Origin of the sequence: Candidatus Thalassolituus haligoni, from assembly GCF_041222825.1 — a bacterium.
Taxonomy (GTDB): domain Bacteria; phylum Pseudomonadota; class Gammaproteobacteria; order Pseudomonadales; family Oceanobacteraceae; genus Oceanobacter; species Oceanobacter antarcticus.
In genome coordinates, this window is the sequence record NZ_CP139482.1 from 2552687 (window position 1) to 2569971 (window position 17285).

Sequence of the window (17285 nt, forward strand, 5' to 3'; positions counted from 1 at the left end):
TTTATACCTCTTTCACGGTCAGTGGTAGCCCGGCAACCACCAGGGTTACCCGGTCGGCAATGGCTGCCAAGGCCTGATTCAACCACCCGGCCTGATCGACAAACGCCCGGCTGACTCCGCCCGCAGGCACCACCCCAAATCCGATTTCATTAGCGATCAGCACAACATCCATACGGCATTGCTGTAGCGCCTGGGTCATTTGAGCGAACAGCGCCGGAAAATCCTGTTCAGGTAAGTGATAAAACTGGTTGTTGAGCCACAACGTCAGGCAATCCACCAGAATAACGCCAGTACCTGATTGCTGATTCAAATACTCTGCCAGTGCCAGAGGGACTTCAGCTAGCTGCCAGTCTTCCCCCCTTTCCTGCTGATGTCGTTCTATTCTGCTGGTCATTTCGTCATCGAAGGGCGTCGCCGTCGCCACAAAATATTGATCCACGCCTTGCTGTATCGCCAGAGCACTGGCCACCGCTAACCCGTAACGGGATTTGCCAGAGCGGGCACCACCGAGGATTAAATGAATCATGTCAGGTATCCATGTTGGGCCAGGGCGAGTAATACCGTATAGATCAACAGTTCCTGCAGCTGCTGGGCGGCACCGAGACAATCACCGGTGAAGCCGTGCAGGTGCTTTTGCATCCATTGTTTGAGCAGCTGGCGCATTACCACAACAGCAGCGATCACCGTCAGGGCCGACCAGAACGGCAACCACAACAGGCCTATTGTCCCGGTTATCAGCACCTGCGCCAACAAGACCGCATTCATCGGCTGTGCCAGCGGATCACTTTTACTGCTGCCGGGTGCCGAGACATAAGGCAGATCTTGTGCATGAGTAATTGCCAGCGCACGGGAGAAGGGATAACCAATAACCAGCGCCAGCAGCAATTCTCCCTGACCTGCGAGACTCACCAGCAGGACAAACTTGAACAGCAAGGCCAGTATCAAGGCGCTGCTGCCGTAGGTGCCAAGCCGACTGTCCTTGAGAATGGTGAGCTTGTGCTGCTGCTCCAGTCCGCCGTAAAAACCATCAAAACAGTCGGCCAGACCGTCTTCATGCAACGCCCCGGTCAACAGCAAACTGGTGATCAGCAGTACACAAACCGCAGGCAGCGTCCCCAGACCGGCCTCAGCCAGCAGGAACACAACCGTCAGCAACCCGGCCAGCAGCCAACCCACCAAGGGAAAATAGCCCAGCGCCTTGTGCATATTGTCCGTGCTGTATGGCAACTGACGGCTCATCGGCAAACGGGTCAAAAAACCCAGCGCCAACTGCAAGCGCTGCCCGTGTTGTCGCAGCAGCAAGGTCATCGCAGCCATTACACCTCCACCCCGGCGCTGGCGAAGGTCGCCATATCGTTATAAAACGCAGCCGCAGCCCGCAGTAATGGCAGCGCCAATGCGGCACCGGTGCCTTCTCCCAGGCGCAAACCGAGACTCAGTAAAGGACGTGCATTCAGCGCCTGTAACGTCAAGCCATGTGCCGACTCAGCCGATTGATGGCAAAACACCAGATAGTCCCGGCAGTTGGGTGCCATACGACAAGCCAGCAGTGCCGCCACCGACACAATAAAACCATCAACCAGAATCGTCGCCCGCTGCTCTGCCGCCGCCAGCATCGCCCCCACCATCTGGACAATTTCAAACCCGCCAGCTTCCTGCATGGCAATGTCAGCAGTCACCTCCGGGTGCATGGATCGAATCCGCTGAACGGCCTGATGAATCAGTTCACGTTTGAGCTGCAGCTGGTCATCGTTGATTCCGGTTCCGCGCCCAACCACACGGTCTACCGCTATATTTTCCAGTAACGCCAGCACAGCCGAGGCGGAACTGGTATTACCGATGCCCATTTCGCCAAAGCCCAGTACATTTGATCCGGCGCTGATCTGGTCTCGGGCAACGTCAGCGCCATATCGCAGCGCTTGCTGACACTGCGCCGCTGTCATCGCCGCATGCTGGGAGAAATCATCGGTTCCAGCACTGACCCTGCGCGTCAACAACAACGGATGATCCGAACAGACCGGGCTGATCATGCCCGCATCAATCACCATCAGCGCCATCTCATTGGCCTGGCAAAAACAATTGATCGCCGCGCCACCGGCAAGAAAATTACGAACCATCTGTTCGGTCACCGTTTGCGGAGCAATACTGATCGGATGACCAGCAATGCCATGGTCAGCTGCAAACACCAGCATGGTCGGCCGGACAATGTTAATACGGCCAGCAGCAACGCCATCAAGGGTCTGGGTCTGGATCTGTGCCAGCCTGGCCGCCAACCCTTCCAGTTCTCCCAACGACCCCAACGGTTTGGTTTTTTCATCAATCCGCTGTTGTATGTGTGTCAGCCAGGTATTCCCGACGGCTTGAATATCAAAATGAACAGCTTGCATAAACCGGGCTCCGCTCAGTCCAAACGCTGACGCATAACAATCAGAAAAAACACACTGCCAATCGCCGAGGTGATAATACCGATGGGAATTTCCTGACTGGCAACCGCCGATCGGGCAATCACATCAACCCATACCAGAAAGGTACTGCCGAGTAACAAACACCCCAGAATCAGTGTTCGGGTCGTCACCCCCAGCCAACGCCGCACAATATGGGGAATCATCAGACCAACAAAACCGATACCACCGCAGTAGGCCACCACCGCTGCCGTCAGAGCGGCGCACATCACCAGAGCCAAGGCCCGCAGTCGAACCGCATCAACCCCCAGCGTCCGGGCATTGTCATCGCCGAGCAGCATGGCGTCGAAATGTCGTCCCAACAGCAATAAAACAGCACTACAAATCAGCACTACGGGAAAGAGCAGCAACAGATGACTGCTTTCCACTCTGGCAAGACTGCCCATCAGCCAGAACAATACTTTATTGGCCGCAAACGGCTCGCCCACAAACAGAATAAAATGCGTCAGCGAACCCAGCATCAGTGAAATGGCAACGCCTCCCAATAACAACTGCTCGGAGCTGCGGGCAAACGAAGTGACTGCCAGTATCTGTACCAGCATCACCGCAAACAGTGCACCGCCAAACGCAGCAATCGGCAAAGCGGTTGCCGTCGGTAACCAACCCAGCAACCCCGCCAGCAGCGGATGCTGGGCCAGTGCCGAGCCCATCAGCACCGTGACCACACTGGCACCCAATCCGGCGCCCGCGACCACCCCAAACAAGTAAGGATCCGCCAGGCCATTACGTGTGACGTTCTGCAAAGATGCTCCGGCAATAGCCAGCCCGGCGCCGACCAAAACCCCCGCAGCAACTCTTGGCAAACGCAAGTCGGTAAAAATCAACTGATCCAGTGGATCAACAGGCAAACCGACGAGGCAATGCCAAACCGTATCCAGTGACAAATTGGCAGAGCCAAAAAACAGCGCAGCCAGCGGTGATAACACCGCTACGGCCAGCAACCACCACCAACGCTGCCTCATCGCCGTTTATCCCGCGTTTGAACGGTTAAGGGCAAGGGTGAAAAATCCACCCGTAACGCCCGGTCGTCGTGGCGACGAACCGCACAAGGCAAGCGAAAAACACGCTCTAGACGCTCCGGCACCAACACACTGTCCGGCGTCCCGAAAGCCACCTGCTCGCCATTTTCCAACAGCAACAGCTGATCACAGTAGTGCGCGGACAAATTGAGGTCATGCAAACTCATGACCACCGTCAGCCCGGTATCACGTGCCAGCTGGCCCAGCAAGGCCAGCACGTCGTGCTGGAAATACACATCGAGATGGTTAACAGGTTCATCCAGTACAATCAGTTCCGCCCGCTGCACCAGGGCACGGGCAATCAGGCCGCGTTGTTGCTCGCCGCCAGACAGGGTCGAAAATACACGGGTTGACTTTTCTGCCAGACCAACACGCTCCAGCGCCTGATCGATCCGCTCGTCATCGGCTGCTGACTGCCGTCCCAACAAGGATTGGTGCGGCAACAACCCCATGCGTACCATTTGCCGCAGACTGAGGGCAAAGACCGCATCGTTCAGCTGGTTCACAACCGCGATACGCCGGGCACGCTGATTCAGGCTGTAATCGGACAATGGCCGATCTTGCCAGGCCAGCGTAGTCGCCGTTATCTGTCCAGTTAACTGACCCGACAACGCCAGCAGCAAACTGGTCTTGCCAGCACCGTTCGGGCCAAGCACACCCAGCACGGAACCGGCAGGCAGTGAAAAAGAGAGACATTTCAGAATCGGTTGCTGATCAATCGTGAGCCTCAGCTCGTCAACCACCAGACCGGAACAGCCAACCATGGAAGCACCAGATAACAAGAGTTCATGCCCAGGATTGCCATCCAACACCGTCGACTGTCGACAAACTGCATCAACAGGGAAAGGAGATGGCTCGTGTATTCCCGCACGAACAAAATTCAAGAGACAGAATCATTTATTGACCAGACATCACAGCGCGCCCACGCCGAATGTCGGCCAAACAATTCCCAGGCTGGTATCTGACTTTCCCCTGCCCGTTACGGCCAGAGAATTACAGTTGCGGGTACAGTCCCGGAGTTGCACCGGATTCCCAATTAAATCAGGCCGCCACGGCAGCCTGACACCTGTTTGATAGCGGCGGACTATATCAGCAAAGCAAAATCCATACGATGGCTAATCGCTACAGGACACTCCTTGCGCTACAGGACACTCCTTGCATAGCCGATGCCTTTCACAGCAGAAAATTCACTGACCTCCAAGGATATTTAAAAAATCAGACCCAGCGCCCAATCTGTCTAGAAAGCAACCAGCAAACGAGTAAACCAACAGCAAACAGCGCTATGCTTATTATCAGTAACTCTATTTATGGGCTGGTCGACAAACCGGGTAGCTGGACGTCTCCGGGTAAGTCCGTAGCGGTTTGGACTGCCCCTAAACACATTCAGATTGAGAGACTAGGAGCCTCGCAGGAAAGACGGGGCTGAGCGATTTTTGCGTAAATTTGAGGCGAATAGTGGTTCTATTCAACAAGAATTTGCGCAAAAAAGAGCCACATTCAGTATTTCCACAATAGGACATTCCCAAGCCCGACAGACTCCTGGATACGAGCAACCATAGCGGCAAGTGCAGATCCTGCGTCAAACAATCAGACATATACCGCCATGTTGAGGTGAAAGGCAGACCATCAAGACAGTTACTGCGAGAAATATCTATTGATAAGGACATTAGTTGATTTTGACCTTAGTACACGCTATTTTTTTGCTGCATTGTAGAGCAATCAAATAACCCGACTGTCGTTCTCTCCAAGCTTATAAGCACCAGCGCGTTTGACGGTGAAGGTTAATCGTCACGCTGGAGGGAATTCACGGAGGAATTCACATGCTTCTGATCTTCTTTCTCGCATTAATCTGGTTTTTCTGGATCAAGCGACCGAAAAAGAACGCTTACACCGCTGGCAGGGACAATACTGTCGCAACAATGACAGGCAGTCTGATAATGCTCAGCCAGCGAATGATGAAAGATCATCTGATGATTGGTGCCGGAATCAGCCCTCGCTCCGCCAGCAGCCAGCGCGACGTCAGCGTCATGCTGTTTGAACAACGCCTGGCACGACTGATGGAAGATGAATCCAGTGACGTTATTCAGGAACTGCTGATCAATACGCAGTCTGTGTGGGAAACTCACCGTAAACATATTCTGGCACGGCCGGATCACAATCTTATTGGTACGCTGATCCAGGAAAATGACCGCCTACTGGCGTTGTGTGATGATGTAGCTCGTAGCAAAGCAGACCAGCAAGGCCATCATGGCGCCAAAATGGTCTACCTTGCAGGCAGACAACGCATGCTGTCGCAACGCATTGCCAGAAATTGTATCGCCATTTACTGGGGCTATGACAACCAATGGATACATTCCGATCTGGATGCCTCCATTGCCTTGTTCGACCACACGCTTCGAGAGCTGATGCATTCGCGCTTTACCACGCCACAACTGGCGGTATCACTGGAATCGGCCGCGTCATTTTGGATGACCTCAAAAGCCACCTTTCGCCTGTTTCAGGAAAGTGCCAATAAACGCAAGGAAGTCCCGCATATCCACGAGATGACTGAAACCCTGCTGGCCAAGCTGGATAAGATCACCAGCCAGTACGAGGCCGTGCTCGTCGGAGAATTACCTCCAGATCAATCCTGATAATCCGTTAACAAGGATCTCTGCCGGAGCCGTAAGCGGCGCAGGACAGAGGCCAAACTCAGTCCTGCGTATTTGGTACTACGGTTTAACAACCCCCAGATTCAGATTATTATTCACTGTCCTTGGCAAGCTCTTCCGCTCTCAGTTCGCGCCGGAGAATTTTGCCAACATTGGTTTTCGGTAACTCGGTGCGAAACTCGACATGCTTCGGGACCTTGTAATTGGTCAGCCGCTCTTTGCACCAGTGTCGAATATCGGCATCCGTAAGCTCGGACTTCGCCACAATAAACACCTTCACTGCTTCAGAGCTTTTCAGATCGGGAATGCCAATGGCGGCGACTTCCATCACTTCAGGATGAGCCGCAATCACATCCTCAACCTCGTTTGGATAAACGTTAAAACCGGAGACGATAATCATGTCTTTCTTGCGGTCGACGATACGCATGTAGCCATCGTCCTGAATAACTGCGATATCCCCGGTTCGCAGCCATTCACGAGCAGGCAAGCCATCCGCACCCGGCAGGAATGATTCATCGGTAGCTGCTTCACGCTTCCAGTAGCCTTTCATCACCTGCGGCCCCTTGACGCACAACTCCCCCGGTTCGCCCAACGGCAATTCGTTGCCCTCATCATCCACGGTAATACAGAGTGTGCTCGATACCGGCATACCAATACTGCCCAGCTGAATATGTCCGGGCGGATTAAACGATACCACCGGAGAGGTCTCCGTCATGCCATACCCCTCTGCAATATCGCCACCCGTGACCTCTTTCCAGAGTTCAGCCGCCGCCGATGTCAATGCCATACCACCGGAAATCGTCAATTTGAGACCGGAAAAATCCAGCGCCCGGAAACTGTCCTGGTGACACAGGGCAACAAACAAGGTATTCAGGCCAACAAACGCCGAAAAAGGGTTTTGCTGCAAGGTTTTGATAAATCCGGGAATGTCCCTCGGATTGGGAATCAACAAGGAACAATTCCCGGTTTCCAGCAGCACCATACAATGCACTGTAAAGGCATAAATATGATACAGCGGCAAAGGTGCTACCACGGTTTCCACGCCTTCATCCAGCGCCATGACAAACAGGCCGTGACACTGCAACATATTGGCGATCAGATTACGGTGGGTCAGCATCGCTCCCTTGGCAATCCCGGTAGTGCCACCGGTGTACTGCAGTACGGCAACATCGTTACCAGAGGCAGGGCATGGCCGAAAGGGACGCCTGGAGCCCTTGGCCAACGCTTGTCGTAGCGATACCGCAGTGGGAATATGATAATCAGGTACCTGTTTTTTGACGTATTTCACCACGCCGTTGATCAGCAACCGTTTCAGTCCCGGATGCAGATCTGCCACTTCCGTCACCACCACGTGCTTGATACCGGTACGGCCGAGCACTTTCTCCGCTTTTTCGGCCATATTGGCCAGCACCACCAGCGCTTTGGCACCCGAGTCATTAAACTGGTGTTCCATTTCCCGCTCGGTGTAGAGGGGATTGGTATTAACCACGATCAGCCCGGCACGCATGGCTCCAAACACCACGATCGGATACTGCAAAATATTGGGTAACTGGATGGCAATCCGATCGCCAGGCTGCAAACCCAGATCATGTTGCAGATAGCTGGCAAATCGGGCACTCAGCACATCCAGATCGTTGTAGCTCAGCGTATGCCCAAGACAAACAAAGGCGGGACGCGTAGCAAATTTTTTCACAAAGCGATCGAATAGCTCGATGACTGAATGGTACTTGTCGGCATCAATAGTGCCTGGATAATTTTCCGGATAGCGTTCCTGGAAGAACTGCTCGTTCATACCGCCCCCTTTACACCCCAACATTGGTTATTCTTATACGTCGCGTCTGCTCATACAGTCCGCTGCAGTGACCCCTTTTCCGTAGCGGGTCACGAGTGACTGTTGAGCCAGAGCCAGGAAGTGTAACCATCTTTTGAAATTCAGGCAAAAAACTGTTTCCTGAAACGCCATCACTCTGACAAATTTCATTATTCAGCAGACAGCAAGATAGCGAAAAGCCAGCAAAAAACAGACACTCAGCACACCAACCTGTATTTCCTCTACACAGCCACTGCCCAATGCAGACAGAAAAGGAACGTCCCATGAATCATGCCAGTGGCCCATCCATCCACTCCCTGAGTATAGCCAGTGATGGTGGCCAGGTATTTAATGCTTCACTGTTTATGCCAACTGCAGAACCTGTGGCACTGATTCAGATATACCACGGTATGGCTGAACACTGGCGCCGCTATCAGCCACTGATCGATAACTTATCAGCAGCTGGCTACGCCGTACTGGTACACAATCACCAAGGTCACGGGGAACGCCAGCCAATCGGCCATATTCCCTACCAAAGCACCCACCCAGAAAACGGCTGGCAGCAGCTGACAAATGACGCAAGAAGCGCTCGTCAAGCAGCCCAGCGGCATCTTGAAACCGGCATACCGATCATTGTACTCGGCCATTCAATGGGATCCTTTGTTGCCTTGACCGAAATCATGCAACCCCCTGAGGAGTTGGCAGGTGTGATACTTTCCGGCAGCGGCTACCAACCACGCTGGTTATGCCAGTTAGGCCAACTCGTCGCCCGTATGGTGGCGCGCTGTGGAACGAGTCAAGCGCCCTCTGCCCTGCTCAGCAGGTTGGCATTTGCCGGGTACAACCAGCGTATCAAACAAGCCTCCGGTACCTGGGACTGGCTTACCCGTGATGCAACCATACGCCAGCAATACCGAGCAGACCCTCTGTGCGGATTTGATTGCAGCGCCGAATTCTGGCAGAACTTTTTTGCGGCCCTGGGAAACATCGCCAAAGAAGATGCCTTTACCACCATCTCCCACAACCTGCCCATTTTATTGTTATCCGGAGACCAGGATCCCGTCGGCCAATACGGTCGCGGGGTGCGGGCGCTCGATAACGCCTTGCGCCGTACCGGTCACGACCAGGTCACAACGCTGCTGTACCCTGGCGGGCGTCATGAGATGTTTAACGAAACCAATGCAGATCAAGTACGGTCTGACCTGCTGAAATGGTTAAACACAACGCTCACCCACGCCACAAGGACAAGATCTGCCTTGAAAGGTGATTCTGGTCAACAACGACACACATGACTTATGAATGACACATGAACGGTTCAAATTCGCGCTACACTCGCGCCATCCCACGGCCAGCCTGGCTATATAATCCTCACTCTGACATCGGATTGATTCTATGGAAACCATTACCAATCGCACCTATGACGAACTGAATATCGGCGATAGCTGTCAACGCACACACACCATTAACGAACGCGACCTGAAGCTGTTTGCCATGGTATCCGGTGATCACAACCCTTTGCACCTTGACCCGGCTTACGCTGCCACCACCCAATTCAAGGGTCAGATTGCCCATGGCATGTACTCTGGCGCATTGATTTCTGCAGCACTGGCGATGGAATTGCCTGGACCAGGCACAATTTATATGGGACAAAACGTCCAGTTCAAACGGCCGATCATGATTGGTGACACCGTCACCGTTACCCTGACGGTCACAGAAAAGCGTGATCGCAAGCAGGAAGTGATTCTCGATACCACAATCACCAACCAGAATGGCAAAGCTGTCGTCACTGGTGAAGCCATCGTGATTGCTCCCGCTGAAAAACTGACCATAGACATGCCCGAGCTGACAGAAATCAGCCTGGGCTAATCCAGCTCGACCAGCTGCTCGTGCACAATACTCAAGTAGCTGGTCAGCCGTTGACGCTCTTGCGCCAGATACACCAGCAAACTCAGGTATACATGGCGCTGCGCCAACTGATAATAATAATTCGCCTGGGTATCATAAGCCGCCTGCCTGCCGCGCAGTAAATCTTCCGACGCTGGTGCTTCTGCTGACTCGGACACGTCCGCCGTTAACAAACGTGCATCGGGCATACTCGACTGCTCCAGCAGCAGCAAATCGGCCTGCAAGCTGTTGAGGCGCGCCAGTAACGCCAGTGATTCCTGACGGTCAACCCAGGCAACACGTAACAAACGCGAGCGAATGGCCGGATGCAAATAACTGAGAGACAGCGGCTGGCAACGCGCTGCAACGTCCATGTCATCCGTCAACGCTCCAGCAAGAGGACACCCCACAAACGCCCTGAAGCGGTCATCCGGTTCTGCGGCATCGGGCATCATTACCGGCCTCAGCCAATGTGCCAACAGCTGATCCAATCGCTCGGGATGCTGCCACTGGCGTATTGCACCGATATGTTGTTGCAAACCCTGATACAGATTCTGTAAAAACAAGGATCGTATTGAGACTGCTCCCATGGCATCCAGTACCTGCAATTGCAGCATCGCCTGCTCCAACCGGAACAGATCAAGCCTGCCGGGGTATACGGCTCCCCCGGCAGCTGCCACAGGCACCGAATGCAACCAGAGCGTCGGTCCGTTAGTGACGGGTAACAAGACCTTGACCCCTTGCAGCACCAGGGCGGTGGCATACCAGGGCGAATCCAGCGCTATCCATCTCGACAGTTGTGGCATATCGACACCTGCGCCCGTCTGCCACTGTGTCATCCATACCATCAGTTGCACTGACGCCATCAGACGTGCCGACTCTGGATCCAGCAGCACTCTCGAATCAGCCACCTCCTGCTGTAGTGTTTGCAGTAAAAACACCAGCAATTCCGACTTTACCCCCAACCTTCTGGCCGCCAGAATAACCTCCAGTCGGGCCAGTAAACCGACCTCAGGCAGCGTGACACCCGCAGAGCGATCACTGCGCACGATATCGATCCGGGCCGACAAATCCATGGCTTCACTGAGACTCTCAGGTTGTCCTTGCGCCAGCAAAAAACGGACTCGCGCGTATCGTGCCAAACGCTGTTGAGCAGGTGTTAGTCGTGGATCTTGCGCCAACAAACGGGCAGCCGGCTGCTCCAAAAGCCCGGTTTGCCTTTGATACAGCAACACCAGCAACTCATCCGTCAACACCCGCAATTGATCAGCACCCAGCGGTCTGACCGGCTCAGCCGCATAAGACGGCAATAAACAGAACGACAATAACAAGCCAACGAGAGCAGACCGTGCCTGGCAGTACCCTTTGGTTTCAACATCGCGGCAAAAAAGCATCCCCATAACGCTAGCCCGAAGCGCCAGCACGAAGGATCAGAAACTGGGCCTCGACCCTCAGCGTTTGACCAGCATATCCCGGCTGAAACAGCACACCACGCATGGCCATTCCCGCCGCTTGCGCAAAATCCTCGCCGCTGGACTCAATCAGTCGTAACTGGCCAATCTGTCCTGTCGCCAGAATCGTGAACTCAATCACCACCGTTCCTTCCCGCTCCCGCTTGAACTCCTTGTCAGGATAATGAGGCGATATACGAACCACAGGCTGAATGTCACCCGCAAAGATCAGGCGGGTGACACCTCGTGTTTTCGGTGCCTCCGTCGGCACTTCAAACCCGGATCGGCTGGTGACCGTTGTTGTCATACAACCGGTCAAGGGCGCAATGCCTGCCAGTACGAAGATCAGAGCCAGAATCGATGCTATACGCTCTGAATAGTTAACCATCACCTGCACTTGCTACTCCCGTTGAGCTGCGTCCAACCATCTGAACATTAACCCGATACCCTGCAGCGGATGCTAACAAATCCATCGCCTCCACCCTACCGGTATTGTCGGCAGCCGTTGTCAAAATAAGCATGGATGCAGGCACAGCCCACCAACTGCCACAACAGGCACTCAGTAAAACCAAATTTAACGGAGTAACAAGAGATACAACCAAAGGGAAGCGTCTGGCCACCAAGGTGAACCAGACAGCCTGACGTTGAGAGAATTCCGAGCAGCAGCAAACGGGTTGAAGCCTGGTGATAGCACGTCAACCCTATAAACGTGGTTTATTCGAGTAAGCCTGCACACTCTGCCGTTGCAAAAAATCGTTCCGCCAATGCTTCAGGCGCGCCAGACAAGTCGGCCAGCTGCCGGGACGTCAGCGCCTGCCGATACAACAACTTCGCCAGTTGCTGTATCAACTCTCTTTCCGCAGTCAGCCCTTCGACCAGTAGATGTTCAGCTGGCAAAGCCCGCAAACGGCCACGACGATTAAAACTGCCGCCCGGAAGCACATCGCCATTCCAGGCTTGCCAGGCACAGCGCCAAAGTAACTCACTGACCGGTTGACCGGCCAGCGCACGCACCACCAATGGGTCATCGGCAGACAAACTGCAATGTCTGAAACTACTGGCCTGACGGTAATGGCGGGTAATACACTCGGGAATTTCACACTCAACAAACCGTCGGGCACCACCTGCGACGATGATTTCGAGATAATGGGACGTTTGCAGTGAAGCATTGAGTTCATGTTGCAAGCAAAACTGAACCTGTTCCAGCAGCCAGAGCTCTGAGCCTGCCAGCTGAACGGCAATTTCGGACATGGTCACCCCCGTCTTGTTATTGTTTTATCCGGTTTTCGGGCGCCGCAAAGAATGCGTATAGGATCCAGCATGGTCAATGTTTTTATCAACACTGGCTCACAATGCCCACTACCGAAGTAGCAGATGATAATCAGTACAACGGAAGTAAGAAACCGCTACCTGTCGGTCGGGCAGAAATAAAGGGATTTCTGGATAAATTGGCAGCCAGGGGGCCTGACCACCAAAAAAACAGACAAGCACCAGTGGTAAAAGACCACTGGCGCGGCAGGGCTTATTTGACGCTCAGCTCAACACGACGGTTTTCTGCGCGACCTGTAGCGGTTTCGTTCGATGCGACAGGGCTGGCTTCACCATAACCACGCGCAGTCAACTGACCTGCGGCCAAGCCTTTGCCAATCAGGTAATTACGTACAGAATCAGCACGCTGTTGGCTCAGACGCAGATTGAAAGCTTCTGCACCCTGGCTATCTGTGAAAGCGGCAATTTCGATCATTGCATCCGGGTACTTGCGTAATTCAGCTGCAGCATTATCCAGAATAGTACTGGCGTTAGCGGTCAGACGGGCGCTGCCGCTTTCAAAGTTAACGCCACTCAGCTTGCCTTCAAACACAGCACAACCTTTCGCATTCACCTTGGCACCAGTAATCGTTGCCTGGCACTGATCTTTGACGTCTGGAACGCCATCGCCATCGCTGTCAGCAGGTTTCTGCACAACAACAGGGGCAATTACTGGCGCAACTTTTTCCTTAACCGGTGCCTTGACTTCAGCAACCTTCTGTTTAACCGGTTCGTAGGCTTCCTTGGTTGTTTCCTTGACACGAGTAACGGTAGTACCACTGTCATTGCCAAAGCGATAGCCAACTTCCAGCATAAACACACCGTGTTCGTTACTTTCGTCGCTCATTTCATCAACATGCAGTTCCGCGCGACCGAACAGATCTTCTCTCAAGTCGTACTGCAAGCCCGCACCCCAAGTCAAAACGTGCGTTTTTTCGTCAAAGGCAGAATCTTGAGGCACATCAAAGGTTTCGATACCGTAACCTGCCGTCAGGTAAGGCTTCAGAGCGCGCTCCCCAAAAAAGTACAAACCTTTCAGCTGGTACTGAGTCACTTCCGGCTTCATATCGCCCTGCAGGAAAGATGGTAAGGTAACAGACGCCTCGACTGCCAATGCAGGCAATACCATATAACCCAGTGACAATTCCATGGTCCAGGAATCGTTAATGGAGTCGCCGCTGGTGAGCTTGAAATCGTCATAAATCTCGTTTTCGACGAATCCGGTACCAGCGGTTACATACATATCCTTGTCGGCGTGTGCCATTGCTGCGGTCGCAACTGCCATGGCTACCAATAATGGTTTGGTCAACATAGTTTTCTCCAAGTGAACAATGTGTACTCTTTTCTATCTGCTGCGCATATTAGTAAGCCTGAGTGACAGTTCAAGCAGAATCGATAATAAACCCTGCAAAATGTGTATTTGTCGTGGTCACCCAAACCATTTGCACAATATACATCCAGCAGCAGCGTATAAAAATCCGCCTACCACTCAAAAAGTCGCCTATACCCACCTGACTCAACGTAATAAGATGCAAAAGCGTGATCCCATAGGATCAGACAAAAACGGGCACACTAAAATAATCACCCGGTCGATGGATTCTGCATACGAAGAGAGAGAATAGCCATGTCGATTTGCGCCAGCAGCTACAAGAAAATGGCACTGGTCACGATCAGTGTTCTGGGTATCGCGACAGCCGCGCTCTCAGCTCATGCCGATGGCAGCAGTTTTGGTTTTCGCAGCCCGACGATCGAGCCAGAATCACGCCTCAGCACCCGCAACCTGTATTCAGGTTTCGGTTGCACCGGAGACAACGTGTCGCCAGCACTGGAATGGTTTAACCCGCCAGAAGCGACACAAAGCTTTGCGATCACCGTCTATGACCCGGATGCCCCGACCGGCTCGGGATGGTGGCACTGGCAGGTGTTTAATCTGCCCGCTGACAGCCATGCTCTGGCAGAAGATGCTGGTGCTGAACATTCAATCCTGCTGCCAGCCTCTGCCCAGCAAGGGCGGAATGATTACGGCAGCCATGCCTTTGGTGGTGCCTGCCCTCCGGCCGGAGATCAGCCGCACCGCTACCAATTCACGCTGTTTGCTCTCGACCAGCCCAGCCTTGATATCCCGGAAGATGCCAGCGCTGCCCTGGTCGGATTCATGCTGAATGCCCACGCCATAGACAAAGCAGCATTTACGCTTTATTACAGCCGTTAGCCGATGAATCTGGCCTGACTACGGCGCGTCAATGGCTTTCTGGTCAATGGTTTCCTGGTCGGCGCGTTTATCGAGCTTGTGCTCATCTTCGCTACGACCCAGTTTCCAATAACTGCTGATGTAGGTTTCCTTGCGGCCGGTGTTTTGCTCCTGACGGAAATACTGCCGTAACGCACGCATCTTGTGAAATTCGCAGGCAGCCCACACCGCCACATCACCATGCAGCCACTCGGACGCTCGTACCTGTTGCAGTAAAGCACTGGTTTCTGCGGTTGCAGCCGCCTGTTCCAGAGATGGCACAGGGCTGGCATCCACCACCCAGATCACTTCGATCCCTGGCGGACATACCAGAGCCTGGCGATCATCTTCCCCGGCAATTTCAATCACTGCATAACCACGAGCAGCGGCAGGCATTTGCTCCAGATTACAACTGATCGCAGGTAATGCCGTCATATCACCGACCAGAAAGTACCAGTCGGCATCCGCATAAATAAATTTGGTTGGCCCCGGCCCACCAACCAGAATACGGTCACCGGGTTGAGCTCTCTCTGCCCAGCTGGCGGCGGGTCCAGCTGGCTGTGGGCCATGGTTATGCAGCATAAAATCAACGCTTAACCAGCGTTTTTCCGGATCAAATGCCCGGACAGTATAGGTTCGCATCAGCGGACGTTGCCCTCCCGCAGTCGCTTGGGTGAGCGGTTCACCATCGGTAGCAAACATCAGTTTGATGTACCCGCTCGCACTGTCAACGGGGAAGTCGGCCAGTGCCTCCCCGGTCAAGATCAGCCGCTGCATATTGGCCGTCAGGCGCGATGTAGAATGAACCACCAGTTCACGAGGAGAAGGACGAGACATAACAGCTCCAGATAAAAAAACAGACAGGTTGAATACACCTGATAACAGATGCCAGTGTAACGCCTTGGACATATAAGACGAGAATGATTCTCAAAATTTATATCACACAGTCATAGGCGCAGCGCTGATTACCAGTTGTGACCTAACTGACAGCAACGATCCGCCAGACATCTGGCCCCAGTTGCAATTCGTCGTCCAACCCCAGCTTCAACAAACGTTTTGCCAGCGGTGCCGATATCGATACTAGCTGCACCGACTGCTCAGATTGAAGCAAGGTTCTGCCACCGACAGGCGTCAGCCAGAACCAACGACGTATCGAAGCGCCAGTCGCTGCAACCGGCTCAAGACCAACCAGAGCACCCAATGCCAGCACCGCATCCTCATCAAATAGTGGCACAGCCCAGCGAGCCACGTGTATACGCTCCTGCTGTAATGCCCAAATACGTTCTGATTGGCCATGGGCCAGATACGCTGCTTCCAGACTCAAGGTATCGTATTGATTTTCCGGCTTGTTGCCTTCATGCGAGGCGCTTTCCTGCGCAGTTCGGGCCGCCGCCAGGGCAACGTCTATTTCCTGATCCAATAACGCGAGCAAACAGGACTTCAGTTGGCTTTTGTTCACACAATAATCCGGTACAGTAGAAGCAAGTCACACCCACACTGGGTAAAACCCGTCATTCTAGCGATTTATGCAAGGTAAGCCATGCGTCAACATCAAAACCGGTCTTTAAAGGAACGCCTTTCAAACAGTGCCTTTTGTCACTTTGAACAACGCGGAGAACTGCCTTGCATCGTTGTTCAGCATCCGGGGTTCACTGCCAGTCTGCTGCCGCAAGGAGCACAACTGCTGTCTTTTTGTCCCAGCGGTGATACCAGTTGGATCTGGCTCAGTCCGACCGCCGAATATCAACAGGGAACCTCGCTCCGTGGCGGCATTCCGGTTTGCTGGCCCTGGTTTGGTAACGCCGACAAAAACTCTCCAGAAGTACAGGCAGCCATGGCCGAAGGACAACCCCTTCCCGCCCACGGGTTTGCCCGCACCAATCGCTGGACGCTGACCCGACTTTACGAAGCTGCCGATCGTGTTGAAATCGACATGTCCTTACCACAAAGCCACCATATCCAATCGGTCTGGCAGGGTGATGCCGAGCTTACTGCGCGCTGGATTCTGACACCCACCAGTATGGAAATGCAGATGATCACCACCAATACCGGACAATCCACCCTCGCCTTTAGTCAGGCACTACATACCTATTTACCAACGACAGACATCAATGCAACCCGTATTGGCGGACTCTCCGGCTATCCCTATATTGACACCATGACCGGCTGGCAACGCAAACAGCAACAGGGCGATGTAGTCTTTCAGGGTGAAACTGACCGTATCTATCTGCAACAAGCGTCGCCATTGCGGCTGGTCACACCGCAACGCACCCTGCTGATCCATAGCCGTGGCAGTCGCAGTACCGTTGTCTGGAATCCTTGGATAACAAAGGCCCAACGCCTGAGTCAGTTTGAAGATAATGCCTGGCAAACCATGCTCTGTATCGAGACCGCCAACGCTGCCGACGACTGGGTCAACCTGGCGGCTGGCGCCAGCCATTGCCTGAGCTTGCGCCTGACGGTGGAATAA

The 17285-nt window shown here is 53.6% G+C and carries 17 protein-coding genes and 1 riboswitch; of the genes, 5 read left to right on the top strand and 12 right to left on the bottom strand.

Translation table 11 applies throughout. The features are described from left to right. Window position 1: 1 nt before the first annotated feature. Genes cobU through SOJ49_RS11390 form a run of 5 tightly spaced genes read right to left on the bottom strand, consistent with a single transcriptional unit; the run spans window position 2 to window position 4245 of the window. A complete protein-coding gene (gene cobU / locus SOJ49_RS11370; RefSeq protein WP_369854624.1) occupies window positions 2–526 on the bottom strand; it encodes a bifunctional adenosylcobinamide kinase/adenosylcobinamide-phosphate guanylyltransferase in 525 nt (174 codons plus the stop codon). Continuing rightward, window positions 523–1317 (bottom strand): adenosylcobinamide-GDP ribazoletransferase, encoded by a 795-nt coding sequence (gene cobS, locus SOJ49_RS11375; RefSeq protein ID WP_369854625.1) that lies wholly within the window; start codon window positions 1315–1317, stop codon window positions 523–525. The genes cobU and cobS overlap by 4 nt, the downstream gene beginning before the upstream one ends. Then, complete coding sequence (cobT, locus tag SOJ49_RS11380; protein WP_369854626.1) at window positions 1317–2387, bottom strand: nicotinate-nucleotide--dimethylbenzimidazole phosphoribosyltransferase; 1071 nt, start codon at window positions 2385–2387, stop codon at window positions 1317–1319. Before cobT ends, cobS begins: the two co-directional genes overlap by 1 nt. A 14-nt stretch (window positions 2388–2401) precedes the next feature. Beyond that, the gene (locus SOJ49_RS11385) at window positions 2402–3424 is read right to left on the bottom strand and encodes a FecCD family ABC transporter permease (protein ID WP_369854627.1); all 1023 of its coding nucleotides are present in this window, start codon (window positions 3422–3424) and stop codon (window positions 2402–2404) included. Next, window positions 3421–4245 (bottom strand): ABC transporter ATP-binding protein, encoded by an 825-nt coding sequence (locus SOJ49_RS11390; RefSeq protein WP_369854628.1) that lies wholly within the window; start codon window positions 4243–4245, stop codon window positions 3421–3423. The genes SOJ49_RS11385 and SOJ49_RS11390 overlap by 4 nt, the downstream gene beginning before the upstream one ends. 170 nt (window positions 4246–4415) lie before the next feature. Next, window positions 4416–4559, bottom strand: a riboswitch (cobalamin riboswitch). Between the two features lie 742 nt (window positions 4560–5301). Between SOJ49_RS11390 and SOJ49_RS11395 the strand changes: the two genes are divergently transcribed. Continuing rightward, entirely contained in the window at window positions 5302–6114 is an 813-nt protein-coding gene (locus SOJ49_RS11395; protein WP_369854629.1) for a type IV pili methyl-accepting chemotaxis transducer N-terminal domain-containing protein, read from the top strand. A gap of 109 nt (window positions 6115–6223) precedes the next feature. On the opposite strand, the gene SOJ49_RS11400 is transcribed toward SOJ49_RS11395, so the two are convergent. Beyond that, on the bottom strand, window positions 6224–7924 hold the full coding sequence (locus SOJ49_RS11400) for an AMP-binding protein (RefSeq protein WP_369854630.1): 1701 nt from the start codon (window positions 7922–7924) through the stop codon (window positions 6224–6226). A 302-nt stretch (window positions 7925–8226) separates the two neighbouring features. On the opposite strand from SOJ49_RS11400, the gene SOJ49_RS11405 reads away from it, so the two are divergent. After that, the gene (locus SOJ49_RS11405) at window positions 8227–9234 is read left to right on the top strand and encodes an alpha/beta fold hydrolase (protein WP_369854631.1); all 1008 of its coding nucleotides are present in this window, start codon (window positions 8227–8229) and stop codon (window positions 9232–9234) included. 100 nt (window positions 9235–9334) lie between these two features. Then, window positions 9335–9808 (top strand): MaoC/PaaZ C-terminal domain-containing protein, encoded by a 474-nt coding sequence (locus SOJ49_RS11410; RefSeq protein ID WP_369854632.1) that lies wholly within the window; start codon window positions 9335–9337, stop codon window positions 9806–9808. Here the strand turns inward: SOJ49_RS11410 and SOJ49_RS11415 are convergent. From SOJ49_RS11415 to SOJ49_RS11430, 4 genes are all read right to left on the bottom strand, one after another. After that, entirely contained in the window at window positions 9805–11226 is a 1422-nt protein-coding gene (locus tag SOJ49_RS11415) for a hypothetical protein (RefSeq protein ID WP_369854633.1), read from the bottom strand. The genes SOJ49_RS11410 and SOJ49_RS11415 overlap by 4 nt on opposite strands. A gap of 4 nt (window positions 11227–11230) precedes the next feature. Further along, the gene (locus SOJ49_RS11420) at window positions 11231–11665 is read right to left on the bottom strand and encodes an energy transducer TonB (protein WP_369854634.1); all 435 of its coding nucleotides are present in this window, start codon (window positions 11663–11665) and stop codon (window positions 11231–11233) included. A 326-nt stretch (window positions 11666–11991) separates the two neighbouring features. Beyond that, a complete protein-coding gene (locus SOJ49_RS11425) occupies window positions 11992–12528 on the bottom strand; it encodes a hypothetical protein (protein WP_369854635.1) in 537 nt (178 codons plus the stop codon). A gap of 271 nt (window positions 12529–12799) precedes the next feature. Further along, complete coding sequence (locus tag SOJ49_RS11430; RefSeq protein WP_369854636.1) at window positions 12800–13897, bottom strand: OmpA family protein; 1098 nt, start codon at window positions 13895–13897, stop codon at window positions 12800–12802. Between the two features lie 312 nt (window positions 13898–14209). On the opposite strand from SOJ49_RS11430, the gene SOJ49_RS11435 reads away from it, so the two are divergent. Beyond that, window positions 14210–14797, top strand: a complete 588-nt coding sequence (locus SOJ49_RS11435) for a YbhB/YbcL family Raf kinase inhibitor-like protein (RefSeq protein ID WP_369854637.1) — start codon at window positions 14210–14212, stop codon at window positions 14795–14797. Between the two features lie 18 nt (window positions 14798–14815). Here the strand turns inward: SOJ49_RS11435 and SOJ49_RS11440 are convergent, their stop codons facing one another. Both SOJ49_RS11440 and SOJ49_RS11445 read right to left on the bottom strand, forming a co-directional pair. Then, entirely contained in the window at window positions 14816–15652 is an 837-nt protein-coding gene (locus SOJ49_RS11440; protein WP_369854638.1) for a siderophore-interacting protein, read from the bottom strand. Between the two features lie 142 nt (window positions 15653–15794). Beyond that, a complete protein-coding gene (locus tag SOJ49_RS11445; protein ID WP_369854639.1) occupies window positions 15795–16274 on the bottom strand; it encodes a hypothetical protein in 480 nt (159 codons plus the stop codon). 81 nt (window positions 16275–16355) lie between these two features. On the opposite strand from SOJ49_RS11445, the gene SOJ49_RS11450 reads away from it, so the two are divergent. Then, on the top strand, window positions 16356–17285 hold the full coding sequence (locus tag SOJ49_RS11450) for a D-hexose-6-phosphate mutarotase (RefSeq protein ID WP_369854640.1): 930 nt from the start codon (window positions 16356–16358) through the stop codon (window positions 17283–17285).